Consider the following 16,895-nt stretch of genomic DNA (forward strand, 5'->3'; position numbering starts at 1 on the left):
GTTCGGTCTGATCCGGGTCGTCACATCTCCCACACCGGAACCGAGGGCAGCCCCCGGGCGGCGCGGGCGCGGTCCGTGATCTCCTGGATGAGCTCGGTCTTCGCCCGGGTGTAGTCGTCGAGGGGGACACCGCTCGAGGCGATCCTCCGCTTCAGCTCGGCATAGCGCTCGAGGTCACGCGGGTGCCCGCGGAGATGGTCGCGCAAGATCCGCTGGTTCCTGGTCGGCCAGCTCTCCAGCGACACCACGTGCAGGATGCTCGTGCGGCGCCCGCCCGCCATCCCGAAGTACAGCAGCCGGTCGGTCATCGTGTTCACGTGCCGCTCGTAGCCGAGGTCGGCGAGCCGGCCCTCCCCCGCCTCGACCTCCGCGAAGTCCCCGACCGCGGCCATCAGGTCGATCACCGGCTTGGCCGCCAGCCCGGGAACGGCCGTCGAGCCGATGTGCTCGGCCTCCACGAAGACCCCGGGCAGGGCCGCCCTCAGTCCGGCGATGGCCAGCGCCGCGAGCTCCGGCCATCTCGGGTCATATTCGACCACTTCCACCTCGGTCATCACGCCATCCTCGACCAAGGGCCCCCTCGTCCCGTCCGTTCTGGTGCGGGTAGGACACCACGTCGTGTCCCCGCCCGGCCGTCACAGGGGGCAGGTCTCCTCGAACTTCGCGATCGTGCTGCTGGGCGCGGGCGCGGGGCAGAGGAAGGGCGTGTAGCGGGTGTCGTCGTCCACGAACCGCTTCAGCCAGGCGATGCCGTACTGGGCGACCGCGGTGTTCGGCAGGATGTACTGGGCGTGGCCCGCGTTCTTCAGCAGGACGTACGCTTTCTCGGGCGCCGAGGTGAGGCTCGCGTAGAAGGCGCCGGCATAGGTCGCGGCGGGCGCGATGAAGTCGTTGTCCGAGCCGAAGATCATCGTGGGGACCTTCACCCCGGGCCAGCCCTGGGTCTGGTGCCAGGGCGCCAGCGGCACCGCCGCCCTGAGCGCCGGACGCTTCTGCGCGGCGCTCAGGGCCCCGCCGCCGCCCATCGAGTGCCCCATGACCGCGAGCCGGTCCGCGTCGACCCGGTCCCTGACCTCGCTCCGGCCGGTCAGGTAGTCGAGGGCGGCCAGCATCTGGTCGGCGCGGGAGTCGGGACGGTCCAGCACCGAGACGGGTTCGAGGGTGAAGACCACGAAGCCCTGGGACGCCAGCCGCGGCCCGTACCAGCCGACGGAGAACTCGGGCCCGAGGAACCCGGGCATGACCACGACGGCACCGAACCTGCCCTCACTCGTGGAGACCGGGTAGTAGACCGTCCCCTTGTTGAACCCCGCACCGGAGCCCGCGCCCACCGTCACCTGTGCGATGGCGAACGGCCCCTTCTCCGCCTGGAGGCCGGCCGTCGTCGGATCGGGCCCCCGCCGATAAGGACCGTCCGCCGCCCGCACCGCACCGGCGGGAGACACACCCGCGACGGCCAGCGCCACGAGCACCACAAGAACTCTGAAGAGCTTCACGAGGGGGTCCGTTCTCCCGGCATCCGAACCCCCGCAGCATGTGACCCAGGCCACGCCCCCGCCTAGACACCACACCCCAAATCCGACATCCCGTTTTGTCATCCGCTGCAGTACAGGGCCTGCCCCGGCGTCTGCCCCGGAACGGGGTGGAATGTCGGCGCGACACGCCCGTAGAAAGACCAATTCTGGATCAAGAGGCTGTTGACTGATCCGGCTGCCGGGTTGCGACGTCCAACCCTTCGAGACACGATTGGAGGCGCGTTCGTCGATGATGGGTCGCACCCACGCCCTGTCCGGACTGGCGCTGTTCACGGCCGGTACCTATCCCCTGCATCTGCCCGCCGACCAGATCGCCATCGGGGCGGTCGTCTGCGCGGGAGCCGCCGTCCTTCCCGACATCGACCACCACGGCTCCAACATCGCCAGGACCTTCGGCCCGATCACCCGGGGCTTCGCCTGGACGATCGGCAAGATGTCCGGCGGCCACCGCAACGGCACCCACTCCGCCCTCGGCGTCGGGCTGGTCGCCGCCCTGGTGTTCCTGTCCTCCTCGGTCTACACGCGCGACCTCATCACCCTGCAGATCGGCTGCGGCATCACCGCGGCCATGCTGGTCGTGGGCGTGCTCATCGGGCTGCTGCCCACCAAGGGCAAGGGCCGCCGCGCCTACAAGGAGCGCTGGCACGGCTTCGTCTCGATCATCGTCTGCGCGATGGCCGCGACGGCGATCGCGGTGAGCTGCTACCGCTACGGCCACCAGGCCGGCGCCTTCCTCGTCGGCGGCATCCTCGTCCTGGTCCTGGCCGCGGCGATCCGGCCGCTGGCCATCAAGGGCATCTGGGACGACCTCGCGCCCATCCCGATCGCGTTCGTGGCCCTCTGGTACCACGTCGACCTCAGCGTGATGCCCTACGCGATCGTCATCGGCGTCGTCATCCACATCGTCGGCGACATGATCACCCTCGGCGGCTGCCCCATCGGCTGGCCGTGGTCGCAGACCATGTTCGGCCCCAAGTGGTTCAAGACCGGCAGCCGCATCGAGCGCCGGATCGTCGCCCCGATCCTCGTCGCCGTCCTCGGCCTGGGCGTCGTCGTCCACGTCTACCCCGAACTCTCCGACCGCGCCAGAACCTTCCGCGCCTCCTCCCTCCAGCGCTAAAGACGGGTGAGGACGGCGCGGGCGACGTCCTTCAGCCGGGATTCCAGGTCGGCCCGGGTGAGCGGGGTACCGGAATCGCGGCGTGGATACAGGGCCACGACGATGACGACGTCGGCCTTGCGCACGTACAGGTAGGTGGAGGCGCCGTCCGGCCGGCGCTCGAGGACCCGCTCGTCGCCGAGGCCGGGCTCTCGCTGGACGGTGCCGTGCCGGCGCCTGAGGAAGTCCGCGGCCCTGCCCGAGGGGCTTCGGGCGGCGTCGCGGCCGAACCGCCAGATGGTGAGGAAGGCCTCGGCGTCCTTCGCCTCGACGCCGCATTCCTCCCGGCCGGGACGGGCGAGATAGGTGTTGGGAAAGCCGCTCTCGGCGAGGACCGCGCAGGGATCGGGAAGAGCGCCCGTCACCAGCGCCTGCCCCGGCCACCAGGGGTCGAGCCACGGACGCTCCCAGGCCGCGGTCCAGCCCAGCAGCAGAACGAGCCCCACCACCGCGGCAGAAGGACGCGAGAGCAGCCGCCGGACCGGCACCTTCGCGGGCGCCGTCGCCAGCAGACGGTCGAGCCGCGCCGGCGCGCCGAGGCCCCGCGGCATCGTCAGCGTGACCCTCCGCACCGCGGCGAACGGCGGGAGGAACGGCGGACGGCTCCGCTCACCGGCGAGTCTCACCCGGTAGCGGCCTCCCACCTGCTCGACGGCCGCGACCTCGTCCCACCGGATCACCCGCGTCCGACCCGTCCTCCGGTCCTCGATGCCGTCATCGTCAGCCGCGGTGTACCCGAACCGCAGCACCGTCCCGTACAGCAGCAGGAGCAGCAGGGGCGTCTCCCAGACGAGGAAGGCGAACTCCCGGTGCTCCCAGCAGAACCACCCGGCGCCCGCCAGCGCCGCCGCCCACCCGAACCGCGTCGCCACCGATGCCTCGAGGCACACGCCCTTACGCCGAAGCTTGATCGTTTTGACCGTCATGGGCGCTATTAACCCATCAGTCTCGAATCTGGAGAAGTCCTTCCCGGACGGTCAGGCGGGGCGGGTCAGGTGATCTTGAGGGTGGCCTTGTAGGTGGCGGGGTCGATCTGGGTGCCCTGGGTGGGGTGGGGGTCGAGGCGGAGCAGCTCGACGGTGCGGCCATTGATCGTGAAGGAGCGGGGGTCGCCGTTGACGTGGAGTTCGTAGGACTGGTCGTCGGTGGACAGGACGGCGGTCGCGTCGCCCGCCCAGACGCAGGTGACACCGGTCGGGCAGCGGCTGTCGTTCTCGACCTTGGTGAAGGTCAGGCGGGGTGGGAGGTCGAGCCCTCCGCCGTAGTCGAGGGTGGTCTCCCCCGGCGGCGTGGTCTCCCCGGCGTCGGCGCAGCCGCCGCCGACCATGATCACTATTGCGGCCAGGGCGGCCGCGCGCGCGAAGGGTCTCATGTCCGAACGACTATCACGGCGCGGCCTCTGATCATCGGAGGTCGGCGGCGGTCTGCGCGTGGAGATGGGCGGGGAACCAGGTCGCGGGCCTGGGATCGGCCGCCGCGGCGGAGACCAGGGCTGCGGTGGTGGCGAGGCCCGATCCGGCCAGATCACGGGCGGCTCCGGCCAGTCGCGACAGATGGTGCGTGGTCAGGTGGCGCAGGCCGCGGTGGGCGGCGTCGGAGAGGGCGGCGAGCGCCTCGTCGAGGACGTCGGCGAGCGGGTCGGGCGGGAGCGGCGCGGCGAGCGGCAGGGCGGTGCGGTCGTCGCCCGGAGCGAGGTCGGGGACGACGACGCCGCCGGGGGTGAGCACGGCCAGCGGGCCGACCAGCAGGGTTCCGCGGGTACGGCGGACCGCGGCGGTCAGGAGCTCGGGGCCCTGCTCCAGCGCGGCGGCCAGGGCGCCGAGGGCCGCGGGGGTGTGCGCGGCGTGGTCGGCGACGAGCTGGGCGGGAGTCCCCGCCTCGTCGAGGAGGGTCGCGGTGAGGCGTTGCGCGCCGGGGTCGTATCCGAGGTCGCGGACCTCCGCAACGGCCATCACCCGGACCGACTCGGCCTCGACGCGCGGCCGGATCGGCCGGGGCGGCAGTCCGGCCAGCAGGGCGGCGTGCCCGGCGTAGTCAGCGACGATCGGCAGGTCGCGCCAGGAGTTCCCGACGGGCGTCACCGAGGTGCGGGCGATCCGGCCGGCGCCCAGGCTGAGGACGCGGCTGGCGCTGCGCGAGGCCGCCTCGGACACGACGTTCGCCCCGGCCAGGGCCGCCAGGGTGGAGCCGCCGAACCGCCGGGCGCCCAGGGCGTGGCCCGTCACCTCCTCGTCCCAGTCGCGGCGCAGGACCAGGGTGGTGTCGCCGTGGGCGAAGCAGACCGAGGCCGTGCGGCGGCCGCCGAGCGCGGTGATCCGGCAGCCGAGGCCGATGAGGCGGACCTTGCGGAGCGGGGTCTCGCCCGGCTCGTCCGCGCCGAGAGCTCCCGCCCTGGCCCTGGCGTACAGCTCGGAGACGGTGTCGGCGAGCCGGCGCGGCTCGTAGCGGGCGGAGCGTTCGCCGTATCCGGCGAGCTGGTCGCCCAGCTCCGCGAGGCCGCCGGCGATCCAGTGCAGCCCGGCGAGGCCGGACCCGAGCCGGGCGATCCGCCCGGCCATGAGCGGCCCGGCGTGGACGGCCCCCTCGCGCAACACCTCGTCGAGCAGAGCGGTCAGCCCGGTCAGGTCCGGGGCCGCTGCCGCCGTCGCTCCGCCGACCCTGACGGTCCCCTCCCCTCCCGCCCGGAACGCCCACACGGCGAGGATGACCGACTCGGCCCGGTGGGAGGGGGCGGCGTCGGTGACGGCCAGAGCCGGATCGCCCGGCACCGGGAACCGCACGGAGCAGGCCGGCAGCTCCACGGAGGGGACCTCGCCGGTGCCGAACACGACGGTGAGACCGCGGTTGAGCCGGGTCCTGGCCGCCTTGACCGCCCGGACGCCGAACGCCCGCTCCAGCGCCTCGTCGTCGACGTCGGCAGGGGTCCACCCGGCCGGAGCGGCCTCGGTGCGCGGGACCTCGCGCTGGTAGGCCAGGACGAGCCCGATGAGATGGCGGCAGATGCCGGTGGCGGCGCAGGTGCAGGAGCCGCCGTCCAGTCCGGACCCGGAACCGACCGAGGCGGTCGTGCCGTCGGCGAAGACCGCGACGACCGGGTCGCCCGCCGTCAGCTCGGGGACGCCCCCCGCGGCGAGCTCCCTGGCGGCCCGCTTGACCAGCCCCCGGTTGGCGAGGGCGGCGAGGGTGTCCTCGTCGAGGTCGTGCAGCGCGGTCACCGGCCGATCCTCTCCGCGACGAACTCCGCGAGCCGCGCCGGGGTCATCGCCCCGACATGCGCGCCCACGTCCGCGAGGCGGCGCCCCAGCTCCCGGTCGTAGGCCGGTTCCGCCTCCTCGTCGAGAGCCGCGAGCGCCAGCACGTGGGTGCCCTGCTCGGCCAGCCGCCGGACGGTCCGCACCAGCGCCCCCTCGTCACCGCCCTCGTAGAAGTCGGAGATCACCGCGACGATCGTCCGCCGCGGATCCTCGACGAGGGAGGCCCCGTAGGCCACCGCGGAGGCGATGTCGGTGCCGCCGCCGAGCTGGACCTTCATGAGCAGCTCGACCGGGTCCGTGACGTCCGAGGTCAGGTCGACGACGCTCGTGTCGAAGGCCACGAGATGGGTCCTCAGCCCGGGCAGCCCCCACAGGCAGGACGCCGTGACCGCGGAATGGATCACCGATCCGACCATCGAGCCCGACTGGTCGACCAGCAGGATCATCTGCCAGGATCGCAGCTGCGGCCGGGTCCTGGTGTGGAAGCGGGGCCGCTCGATCAGCACCCGCCGGTGCTCGGGCTGGTAGTGCTTGAGGTTGGCCCGCAGGGTGCCCGCGAAGTCGAAGTCGCGGGCCTGGCCCGTCCGGGAGGTCTGCCGCGACCTGGTCCCGGCGAACGCCCTGCGCACCTCGGGCTTCAGCTTGGCCACCAGCTCCCTGACCACCGCCGAGACGATCCGCCGGGCCATCGCCAGGACGTCGGGGTTCATCAGGTGCTTGGTCCGCAGGACCGCGCGCAGCAGCGCCGGGTTGGGCTCGACCCGTTCCAGGACGTTCGGGTCGGTGACGACCTCGAGGATCTCATACCGTTCGACGGCGTCCCGCTCCAGCCGTTCGATGGTCTCCTTCGGGAACAGCCGGTGGACGTCGTCCAGCCAGTCGACGGTCGTCACGTTCGACGGTTCGCTCCCCGCCGACCGGTTCGCCCCGCCGCGCCTGACCCCGCGCCTGGTCAGCTCCTCGTCCCTGCCGTACAGCCATTCCAGCGCGGCGTCCTGGCCCGCGGCCGTCCCGCTGAGGCCGCCGGTGCAGCCCTCGGCGGGCGAGCCGAGGATCAGCCGCCAGCGTTCGAGTCCCTCGTCGGGCGCGGAGGGTCCGGTGGTCATACGGCGGCTCCGGGAAGGTCGTGGGCGGCGAGGAGCGCGGACGCGGCGGCGTCGAGCGCGTGGGCCTCGGCCTGGAGGACGGCCGGGGCCGCCGTGCGCAGGAGTGCCCTGGGGGTGAGCGTCGTGTCGCGGAGGGCCAGCAGGGACCGGGCGATGGTCTCGCGTTCCCGTGGCGGGAAGAACTCGAAGGCCTGGCGGAGGGCGGGGAGGCCGGCCAGGAAGTCCTGGGCGGGCAGGCTGACGATCAGGTCGTCGAGGATCGGCAGGAGCTCGGGGTCGGTGAGCAGTTCCTCGCGGGCGACGGCGAACAGGCCGATCAGCCAGTCGCCGAGCGCGCCCGAGGGCAGGGCGAGCCGTCCGGGCTTCGACGACAGGGTCCAGGCCAGGCCGTGGGCGGCGCCTCGCAGGTCGGGCGGGGCCGCGGAGTCGGCGGCGATCCTTCCGGCGATGGAGGCGGCCGTCTCCCGGGTGATCGACAGCAGCGGGGCCGCGTGGCGGAGAGCGTCGCGGACGGCGGCGACCGCGCGGACGCGGGGCAGGTCGGCGGCGGGGCCGCCGCGCAGCCCCTCGGCGAGCCAGAGGACGCGGGTGACCGCGGCGTCGATGAGGGAGCCGAGCAGGGCCGAGTCCGCGGTGCCGAAGATCTCGTCGTGCCGCCAGAGGGCCAGGACGGTCGCCAGGGTCTCCGCGAGCTCGCCGGGCTCGCGGGCGGCGGCGACGGTGCCGGTCAGCCGGGTGGCGAGCTCGGCCGCCTGGTCGGTGAGGCCGCACAGCGCGGCGTCGAAGAGCACCTCGGCGGGGTCTCCCGGACGGCCGGCGAGCCGGGCGGCGGCGGCCTCGCCCAGGGTGGCGCCGAAGACCGCGGCCTCGATCAGGACCGCGTTCCTGCGGTCGTCGGAGCGGAGCGTCCACCGCTCGTCGAGGACGGGGTCGAGCCCGGTGGCGGGACCGCTGTCGCGCACCGGCCCGGGGACCCCGAGGACGCGCAGCCGGTGCAGCAGCCGGCTCCGCTCCAGATCGGCGGGGTCGGTGAGCTTCAGGCCGACCTGCCCTGGGCCGTCGAGACCGTGCGCCTGGAGCAGCGCGCTCACCTCGCGGACCAGGGGCGGAGCCGGGGTGCCCGGATGCAGCGCGCCGACGCGGTCGCCGCTGAGGACCGCGACCATCTCCACGACGGCCGGATGGGCCCCTGCCGCCAGGGGGGCGCGGCGGCTCCACGGCAGCGGCTGTTCGAGGTCGTCGCTGACCAGCGCGGACACCAGCCCGTCCAGGACGTCGGTGCGGGCGGGAGCGGGATTGCCGCGCAGCCGCGCGAGGCCCTCGGCCTGGGTCCTGGCGGCGATGAGGTCGGCCGTCGAGACGGGCTGCCGCCGTCGCCGCAGCCCCTCCGCGACGCGCTCGGTGAGCCAGCGCCCGGCCGCCTCCACCCCCTCCTCCCAGACCCGCTGGTAGTAGCCGGGCGAGGGCATCCCCGACTGGTAGCCGCCGAAGGCGTCCAGCCTGCGGAAGGAGTAGGGCACCAGATAGCTGCCCGCCCCCTCGGGGACCCCCGGCACCTCGGGCCATCCGGCCGGGCCCGGCCCGGCGGCGAGGCGGCGCAGCGCCGGGGTGTGGAAGCCGCCGGTCACCACGACGACCGGTCCGTCGTCCGCGGCGGCGGCCGCCCGGATCCAGCCCGCCATGTACTCCTCGCGGACCGTGTCGGCCCCGGACGCCTCGGCGTCGCCGCGCACGAGGGCGAAGTAGGCGTCGAGGCGCTCGGCGAGGTCATCGGCCGCCTCGACCTCGAACATCCGGTCCCAGAGCGCGTCGGTGTTGTCGACGGCGAACGCGGCGCACAGCCGGCCGGTGGCCTCGGTGTAGCGGACCTCGGCGTCGGCGTAGCGGTTGGCGCGCTCGGCGAAGGCCGGATGCCAGGCGGGCAGGTCGATGAAGCGGACCTCGGCGCCCGCCGCCCGTCCGCCGGTCAGGGCCGCCCACTCCGGCGAGTAGTCGCAGAACGGGGTCCAGGACTGGTGGCCGTCGCCGTAGGTGAACAGCGCGACGGGCAGCCGGTGGCCGAGCAGCAGCTCGCCGATCCGGTCGTTCATGTCGGCCGGGCCCTCGATGAGGACGTGCGCGGGCCGCACCCGCTCGATCGTGTCCGCGACGAGCCGGGCGCACGCCGGGCTGTGGTGGCGGATGCCCACGAAGACGACGCTCATCCGGGCAGGTGGTGCCGGGCGGCGTGCAGGGCCCGCCACTGCCGTCCGCCGCGCTTGGGGGCGTGCTGTTCGAGGTAGCGGCGGAGCTTGACGAGGTCGTCGGCGTTGTCCTTGGCCGCGGTCCCTGCCAGGCAGGCCACGATGTCCTCCGCCGACCCCGGCTCACCGCGCAGGAACCAGCCGCGCAGGCCGACGGCGTGCGCGACCGACACGGCCTCGGCGGTGCTCATCACGGTCGACAGCCGCTCCATGGTCCGGCCGTCGGAGGTGGTGCCGGACCGCAGGTCGCGGAAGGTCTCGACCAGCACCTCCAGCACGTCGCGGTGCGGTGCGGCCTCGACGCCCGAGCGGCGCAGCAGGGCCGCCGACTCGGCCTCGACCAGGTCGAGCTCGGTGGCCAGGTCGGGGATCGGGAAGACGGTCTCGAAGTTGAAGCGCCTCTTGAGCGCCGCGCTCATCTCGTTGACGCCCCGGTCCCGGGTGTTCGCCGTGGCGATCACGTTGAACCCCTGCCTGGCGAAGATCATTCCTTCGGTTCCGGGCAGCTCGGGGATGGCGACGACGCGCTCCGACAGCAGGGACAGCAGGGAGTCCTGCACCTCCAGCGGGCAGCGGGTGATCTCCTCGAACCGGACGAGACGGCCCTCGGCCATGCCCTTCAGCATCGGAGCGGGCACCAGCGACCGCGCCGACGGGCCCTCGGAGACGAGGAGCGCGTAGTTCCAGGAGTACTTGATCTGGTCCTCGGTCGTGGCGGCTCCGCCCTGGATCGTCAGGGTGGAGGTCCCGCTGACGGCCGCGGCGATCAGTTCCGACAGCAGCGATTTCGCCGTGCCGGGCTCGCCCACCAGCATCAGCCCCCGGCTGGTCGCCAGGGTGACCAGGGCCCTGTCGATCAGCGAGGGGTCGCCGACGAACTTCCGCCGGATCCCCCGGCTCTCGTCGCCGACGACGAACCGGCGGGCGGCCTCCAGGCTCAGCGCCCAGCCGGGCGGCCGGTGCCCGGTGTCGGACTCGGCCAGCCGGGCCAGCTCGTCGGCGTACCGCACCTCGGCGGGCGGTCTCTGCAGGTCCTCGCTCATGGGGTCACCAGCTCTGTCAGGTCGGAGATCACTTCGGGCACTCGCGGTCCCTCAGCTCGTCAGGGCGGTCAGGTCGACGATCACTTCGGAGACCGTGACGGTGTCCGCGGACTCGTCCGGGTCGTCCTCGGCTCCCTGGCGGCCCTCGATGCCGACGGCCTGGAGCGTCTGCTCGAGCTCGTCGTCGGGGTGGGCGTAGGTGAGGCCGGGGGAGAAGTCGATGGTCAGGTGACGGCCCGAGGGCAGCTCGCGGGTGTACCGGTGCACGGTCGCGCCCTCGCCCGCGTCGCCGCGCTCCCAGCCCCGGTACTGCAGGCTGAGGATCTTGGCGGCGGGGACGGTCGCGGCCTCGAACCTGGCCAGCCTGGAGCTCAGGGTCTCGCCCGGATCCAGGGTGATCACGGGCCGTCCGAGCTGCGGGAACGGCTGGAGGATCTCGTAGTCGGCGAAGAGCTCGCTCCAGGCGTCGAGGTCGGGGCCGAGGTGGATCGGATGGGCGATGCGCACCCGCGTTCCGTCCGGCAGCGTGAAAGCCTCGTCGTCGACGCCGGCGAGGGTGCCGTCCTCGGCGACCCGGAACGCCCCGGCGTCGCAGAGGAACACCAGGCGGCGGATCAGGTGCCTCTGCAGCGGATGCTCCGCGAACAGCTCACGGAACTCGCCGGGGGTCCAGGACCGGGTGCGGACCATCGCCCGTTCCAGCCGCTGGATCTGCCGGGAGGCGATGGTCCGGACGTCCTTCTTCAGGCCGGAGAAACGCTGCCGGGCGGCGGCGGCCAGCTCCGGATCGTCCTTGGCGCCGGGGGCGGGGAGCGCCTTGCGGATCCGGCCGTCCTCGTCGAGGACGTACGGGCGGAGCTGCTCGTCGAAGCCGACGGTGAACCGCCGTGGCCCGTAGTCGAGGACGGTGCTGCCGTCCTCGCCGAGCCCCAGGTCGGGGACGAGCCGATCGGCGAGCTGCTCGGAGTCCAGGCCGAGTGCCTCGGCGACCTCGTCGATCTTCTGCTTCGCGCGTTCCTTGAGCGCCTTAAACCGCAGCCGCTGGCCGATGCCGTGCAGATGCATCAGCGCGACGTCGCTGCCGATCGCGGCGAGGACGTCGAGGCCGGCCACCGCCCGCTGGTGCCCGCCCTCCCCCGGCCAGGCCTTGATCATCGGAGTCAGGTTCCGGACGGCCGTGTCGCCGCCGAGGATGCCGAGGGCGGTCAGCGCCCAGCCGTCCTTGGCGGGCAGCCCCACCCGGCGCCAGGCCTCGAAGAGCTCCCAGGAGAAGACGTCCAGCGACTGCGGGGTGCACACCTCCTTGACCGTGGCGAGCCCGGCGTAGACGGCGTCGGGCCGGGAGATGGCGAGCATCGACAGCACATGGGCGGTCGCGGCGGCGGGCAGCGCCCGGCCGTCTGCCAGACGGGGTTGCGGGAGCCGCCCGGGATCCGCCCAGGCGGGCAGGGTCGGCATCCGGCGCGGCAGGTCCTCCAGCGGATCGGCGCCGAGGAGGGCGGCGACGGCCTCCTCGGCGGCGGGGCCGTGGGCGCGGGCCGCCTCCAGAGCGCCGGGTGCGATGCGGAGCGCGGCCTCCGCCGCGGTCCTGGCCCGGCCGGGCTCGCCAAGGGCGTCGGGGATCAGGAGAGCGGCTCCGTGCCTGGTCAGCCAGGTGCGGGCGGTTCCGCGGGCGGACTTCAGGCGCAGCCAGCCGGCCATCAAACGGGCGGTGGCGAGGTCGGAGAAGGGCAGCAGCAGCCGACCCGCTGCCGGGCTCGCCTCCGCCGACGCCCGGAGCCTCGGCAGGGCCTCGAGCCCGAACCTGGCGGCGATCGCCGCCATGACGTCCAGGTCGTCGCCGTAGCGGTCGGGCTTCGCCCAGTACTCCAGCAGCGAGCGGGCGTCGTCCTCGGGGCCGTGCATGAGGTAGTGGTTCAGCGCCCAGATCCCCTCTCCGGACTCCAGGCTCTTCAGGTGGGGACGCCGGATGTTCCTCCCCGACGGGTAGGAGTCCGCCTTCGCCGCCCACTCCTCCCGCTCGCCCGGCAGCCAGCGCAGCTCGGCGGGGTGCGCGGGGGGTTCGAGCTCGAGGACGATCTGCGCGGTCTTCGCCCGGGGACGCGTCCACGGCGGCGCGGCCAGCAGCTCGGGCAGGGAATCCAGAGGAGCCTCGGGCAGGCGCCGCAGCTTTCCCGCCAGCTCCTTAGCGCGGGGCGGCAGATCTCCTTCGAGGAGCTCGGGGTGGCCGAGGAGATGGTCGCGGAGCAGCCCCGCCGCCTTGGGCGACGCGCTCGCGGCGTCCAGGAGCCGCATCGCCCGCACGGGGAAGGCCCGCATCGCCTCGAACAGCCCGGCCGTGAGGTGGCGGTTGTCGTCGCGGTGGCGCAGGAGGAGCCCGAACGCCTCGTCGGTGGGGATCCCGCCGAGGACGGCCGCGATCGCCTTGGCCTCCTCCGAGCCGCTGTGCTCTTCCTCGAGGATCCGTGCCACCAGCGGGACGATCCGCTCCCCGTAGGCGTCGGCGAGGGTGGACAGGACGGGCAGCCGCACGAGGTCCCGGTGCCGGGCCTCGTAGGCCGCGGTCAGCGCGGCCAGATGCGCCTCGGTGCTGAGCGAGCACCACAGCAGCCAGGTGATCCCCTGCCAGCCCTTGGCGAGGTCGGGCAGGAGCTCGTCGACCCATTCCGTCTCGGCCGGTGCCAGGAACGCGGCGATCTTCCGGAAGGACCGGCCCCGCTCGCGCAGCCCCGCGAGGACCGCGACGGCCTCCCGGTACTCCTCGTCTCCCGCGGCGGCCAGCAGCGCCCGGAGCCGGACGACGCCCGAGGAGTTCCAGCTCCAGTCGAAGTAGCGGGTCGAGCACAGGCTCAGCCTGCCCGCGATCGGCCCCTTCTCCCCGTCGGGACGGACACCGTAGGAGGTCCAGGAGACCGTGAAGGTGGCGGCCGAGTGCCCGACGGCCGCGACCGCGAAGGCGAGGCCGTGCTGCTTCACCCAGTGGTCGACGAACATCCCGGCGGGGCGGCGGCCGCCCGCGGTCAGCACTTCGAAGAGGATCGCGGCACCGAGCGGGTCCGGCTCCCCGTCAAGGTAGGAGCGCAGGGCCTTGATGAGCGGAAGGTGGCTGACCGAGTCCCGCGAGATGCTCGCGATCGGCTCGGCCCCGGCGGCGATCAGCGCCTCGACCTTGGCCGTGGCGTCGGCGTCGAGAGAGATCGGCGGGCCGGGGACGCCGCCGCGGCGGGGATGGAAGGAGCGCTTCCAGGGAAAGTCACCGGAGGTCCAGCCGAGAGCGGCCGGTGCGGAGGTGGTGGGCATCAGGAGACCAGTCCCGTCAGGTCGGAGAGGACTTCGGACAGAAGGAGGGGGTCGACTCCCGCGGGAGGCAGGGAGCCGGTGCCCCAGGAGTCGTCGCGGCGCGCGCTGACCCGGACCGCCAGCAGCTTCTGGTCGGGGAACTCCCCGACCGCGCCGACGGCGATCCCGGGTTCGAGGTCGATCGTCAGGAAGGTGCCGCCGGGAAGCGGCCGGTAGATGACCGGTTCGACGCCCGCGTCCTGCGGGCTGCCGCGCAGCCAGCCCCGCTTGGTGAGCCCGAGGAGCCTTCCCGTCGGGACGGTGGCCCCCTCGAAGGCGGCGAACCCGGTCGCGGGGAGGGTGAACAGGGGGCGTCCGAGCTGCGGGAACGGCTGCAGCAGTTCGTAGTCGGCGAACAGCCCGCTCCAGGCGGGCAGGGCGCCGCCCAGATCCAGGGGGTGGGCGATCCGGACCGTCGCGGAGTCCGGGAGGGTGAGGGCGGTGTCGCCGGCGTCGGCGAGGGTGCCGTCCTCGGCCACCCGGAAGGCGGTGCCGCCGTCGGTCCAGACGAGGCGGCGGACGAGATGGCGGAGCAGCGGGTGGCCGGCGAGCAGTTCGCGGAACTCCGCCACCGGCCAGGAGCGGCGGTCGACCATGGCCTGTTCGAGGCGCCGGATCTGGTCGGCGGCGACGGTCCTGACGTCCTTCTTCATCTGGGCGAACCGCTTCTTCGCTTCGGGCGCGAGCTCGGGATCGTCCTTGACGCCCGGTGCGGGCAGGTCCTTGCGGCGTTTGCCGTCCCCGTCGAGGACGTACGGGCGGAGCTGCTCGTCGAAGCCCACCCGGAAGCGGCGCGGGCCGTAGTCGAGGGTGAGCGCGCCGTCCGGCTCGAGGCCGAAGTCGGGGACGAGCCGGTCCCCGAGCTGCTCGCCCGTCAGCCCGAGCGTCTCGGCGACCTGGGCGATCTTCTCCCTCGCGCGTTCCTTCAATCCCTTGAACGGGACGCGCTGGGCGATCCCGTGCAGGTGCTGGAGGGCCGTCTCGGTGCCGATCCCGGCGAGCACGTCGAGGCCGAGCACGGCCTTGGCGTGGCCGCCCTCCCCCGGCCAGGCCCGGACGATCGGGGTGAGCCGCCGGACGGTACCGTCGTCGCCCAGGAAGCCGAGCCCGGTCAGGGCCCAGTTGTCCTTCGCCGGGGCGCCCGCGAGCCGCCAGGACTCGAAGACCTCCCAGCCGAACTCGGCGAGCGACGCCGGATCGGCCAGCTCCCGCACCGCGGTCAGGCCCGGGTAGGGCTCGCCGGGACGGGAGAGGGCCAGCATCATCAGCACGTGCCCCGCGGCCTCGTCGGGCAGCGCGTCCCCTCCGGCGAGCCGGATCTGGGGAAGGCGCACCGGATCGGCCCAGGCGCCGGGCACGGGCATCTTGACCGGGAGGTCGTCGAGCGGATCGCGGGCGAGGAGGTCGTCGATCGCTCCTGCGGCCTCCGTGCCGTAGCCCGCCGCGGCCGATCTGACCCGCTCGGCGGGAAGGACGCGGAGGGCGGCCTCCGCCGCGGTCCGCGCGGGTCCCGGCGCGCCGGTGGCGTCGGGGACCAGGAGCCTGGCCGCGCCCTCGCCGTGCCGCCGCAGCCAGGCGACCGCGATCAGCCGGGCCGACTTCAGCCGGACGAGCCAGTCGGCCATCAGCCGGGCCGTCTCGATCTCGAGGTAGGGCGCGAGCACGACGCCGTCGCGGACCGGTGAGGAGGCGGCGGCGCGTCGCAGCGGCGGGAGGGCGTCGACCTCGAACCGGGCGGCGATCGTGCCGAGGTCGTCCAGGCCTCCCCAGTAGGAACCGGCCGGGTTCCACGCGGCGAGCTGCGGGCGGACGAGGTCGTCCGGCGCGCTGTTGGCGTAGGCGATGGCGCTCCAGCTTCCTCCGTCGCCGGTCAGGGGCGAGGTCGCGGGAGGCGGCCCGTCGCCCCGGGTGTCCCAGCGCTGGAGCCAGTCCTCCCGTTCGCCGGGGTTCCAGTGGATCGAGGCCTCCGCGGGCGGGGTCAGGGCGAGGACGGTCGCGGTGGTCTTCCGCCGCGGCCGGGTCCAGGGCGGTGCGGTCAGCAGATCGGGCAGCTCACCGGGCGGGGCGGTGGGCCGCCGCCGCAGGCCGTCGGCGAACGCCGCGACCGCCTCGGGGAGGTCGCCGTCGAGGAGATCGGGATGGGCGAGCAGATGGCCGCGCAGCAGCCGCAGGTGGACGGGCGACGACGTTCGGCCGAGGGCCTCCACGGCCCGTCCGGGCGCGCACTCCATGGCCGTGCCGAGCGCGGCCAACGCGTCGCCCTCCGGGGGCAGCCCCGTCAGGATCGCGAACACCTCGTCGGTCGCGATCCTGCTCAGGACCGACAGGATCGTCCTGCGGTTGCTCTGCGGGTTTCTCACGTCCAGCGCCTCGGCGAGGAGCGGGACGGCACGTTCGCCGTGCGCGTCGGCGAGGGTCGTCAGGACGGGGAGGGTCAGGGTCCGCCGGCCGAGCGGGATCCGGGCGGCCGCGGTGGCGAGCTGGCCGGGGGTTCCGGCGGAGCACCACACCAGCCAGTCCTCGGTGGCGCGGTCGGGGAAGTTCGCGCAGGCGGCGTCGGTGAGGGCTGTTTCGGTAGGGACGAGGTAGGCGGCCAGCGCCTGGTGGAAGACGCCCCGTTCCGCCGTCTGTGTGAGCAGCGCCGCGGCCTCGGTGTAGAGGGAGTCGTCCGCGGCGGCGAGCAGCGCGCGGAGCCGGAGGGCCGCCGCGGGATCCCACTGGCGCTGGAAGCCGTGGACGGCGTGCCGGATCCGGCCTCCCTTCACGATGGTCTCCCGTGCCTGGAAGGAGATCGAGCGCCAGGCGATCTGGACCGAGGCCAGCTCGGCGACCGACCGGACCGCGAAGGCCGTTCCGTGCTCGGCGATCCAGGCGTCCAGGAACATCCCGGCGGCGAGGTTCCGGCCGCCCGTCAGCACGCCGTACACGGCGGCCGCGCCGCGCGGATCGGGCTCGCCGGCCAGCCAGGCGCGGGCCGAGTCGACGAGGACCGGCTCGCTCTCCTGGTCCCCGAACGCGTGCTCCAGATGCTTCCGGCGCTCGGCGACCAGGGCGGCGACCTTGGCGGGAGCCTTGGCGTCGAGGACGATCCGCGGCCCTTCCACGCCGCCGCGCCGGGGATGGAAGGCCTGCTTCCACGAGCCGGGGAACTCCCCGAACGCCCAGGCGGTCACGGTCTCTCGTCCCACGTGTCACTCCCGTCCCATTGGAATTGGC

11 protein-coding genes are annotated in these 16,895 nt (G+C 73.8%); 1 reads left to right on the plus strand and 10 read right to left on the minus strand.

The genetic code is table 11. The features are described from left to right. Window positions 1-20 precede the first annotated feature (20 nt). Together ABD785_RS01465 and ABD785_RS01470 are read right to left on the minus strand one after the other, a co-directional pair. Window positions 21-554 (minus strand): GrpB family protein, encoded by a 534-nt coding sequence (locus tag ABD785_RS01465; protein ID WP_344821286.1) that lies wholly within the window; start codon window positions 552-554, stop codon window positions 21-23. An 81-nt stretch (window positions 555-635) separates the two neighbouring features. After that, window positions 636-1,496 carry a dienelactone hydrolase family protein gene (locus ABD785_RS01470; protein ID WP_344821287.1) on the minus strand — a complete coding sequence of 287 codons (861 nt, stop codon included), beginning with the start codon at window positions 1,494-1,496 and terminating at the stop codon, window positions 636-638. Between the two features lie 268 nt (window positions 1,497-1,764). Between ABD785_RS01470 and ABD785_RS01475 the strand changes: the two genes are divergently transcribed. After that, window positions 1,765-2,655: a metal-dependent hydrolase gene (locus tag ABD785_RS01475; protein WP_344821288.1), complete on the plus strand. Its 891-nt coding sequence runs from the start codon at window positions 1,765-1,767 to the stop codon at window positions 2,653-2,655. Here the strand turns inward: ABD785_RS01475 and ABD785_RS01480 are convergent. The 8 genes from ABD785_RS01480 to ABD785_RS01515 all read right to left on the minus strand — a co-directional run bounded on the left by ABD785_RS01480 (window position 2,652) and on the right by ABD785_RS01515 (window position 16,867). After that, window positions 2,652-3,620 (minus strand): PH domain-containing protein, encoded by a 969-nt coding sequence (locus ABD785_RS01480; protein ID WP_344821289.1) that lies wholly within the window; start codon window positions 3,618-3,620, stop codon window positions 2,652-2,654. The genes ABD785_RS01475 and ABD785_RS01480 overlap by 4 nt on opposite strands. 65 nt (window positions 3,621-3,685) lie before the next feature. After that, window positions 3,686-4,066 carry a hypothetical protein gene (locus tag ABD785_RS01485; RefSeq protein ID WP_344821291.1) on the minus strand — a complete coding sequence of 127 codons (381 nt, stop codon included), beginning with the start codon at window positions 4,064-4,066 and terminating at the stop codon, window positions 3,686-3,688. Window positions 4,067-4,097: 31 nt separating this feature from the next. After that, window positions 4,098-5,909: a hypothetical protein gene (locus ABD785_RS01490; RefSeq protein WP_344821292.1), complete on the minus strand. Its 1,812-nt coding sequence runs from the start codon at window positions 5,907-5,909 to the stop codon at window positions 4,098-4,100. Continuing rightward, window positions 5,906-7,054, minus strand: coding sequence for a VWA domain-containing protein (locus tag ABD785_RS01495; RefSeq protein ID WP_344821293.1), 1,149 nt, complete (start codon window positions 7,052-7,054; stop codon window positions 5,906-5,908). Before ABD785_RS01495 ends, ABD785_RS01490 begins: the two co-directional genes overlap by 4 nt. Then, window positions 7,051-9,258: a DUF5682 family protein gene (locus ABD785_RS01500; RefSeq protein WP_344821294.1), complete on the minus strand. Its 2,208-nt coding sequence runs from the start codon at window positions 9,256-9,258 to the stop codon at window positions 7,051-7,053. Before ABD785_RS01500 ends, ABD785_RS01495 begins: the two co-directional genes overlap by 4 nt. After that, complete coding sequence (locus tag ABD785_RS01505) at window positions 9,255-10,340, minus strand: ATP-binding protein (RefSeq protein WP_344821295.1); 1,086 nt, start codon at window positions 10,338-10,340, stop codon at window positions 9,255-9,257. Before ABD785_RS01505 ends, ABD785_RS01500 begins: the two co-directional genes overlap by 4 nt. Window positions 10,341-10,391: 51 nt before the next feature. Next, window positions 10,392-13,640: a DUF4132 domain-containing protein gene (locus tag ABD785_RS01510; RefSeq protein ID WP_344821296.1), complete on the minus strand. Its 3,249-nt coding sequence runs from the start codon at window positions 13,638-13,640 to the stop codon at window positions 10,392-10,394. After that, window positions 13,640-16,867 carry a DUF4132 domain-containing protein gene (locus ABD785_RS01515; protein WP_344821297.1) on the minus strand — a complete coding sequence of 1,076 codons (3,228 nt, stop codon included), beginning with the start codon at window positions 16,865-16,867 and terminating at the stop codon, window positions 13,640-13,642. Before ABD785_RS01515 ends, ABD785_RS01510 begins: the two co-directional genes overlap by 1 nt. Between the last annotated feature and the right edge of the window lie 28 nt (window positions 16,868-16,895).

The sequence above is a fragment of the Actinocorallia longicatena genome, assembly GCF_039534125.1.
Taxonomy (GTDB): Bacteria; Actinomycetota; Actinomycetes; order Streptosporangiales; family Streptosporangiaceae; genus Actinocorallia; species Actinocorallia longicatena.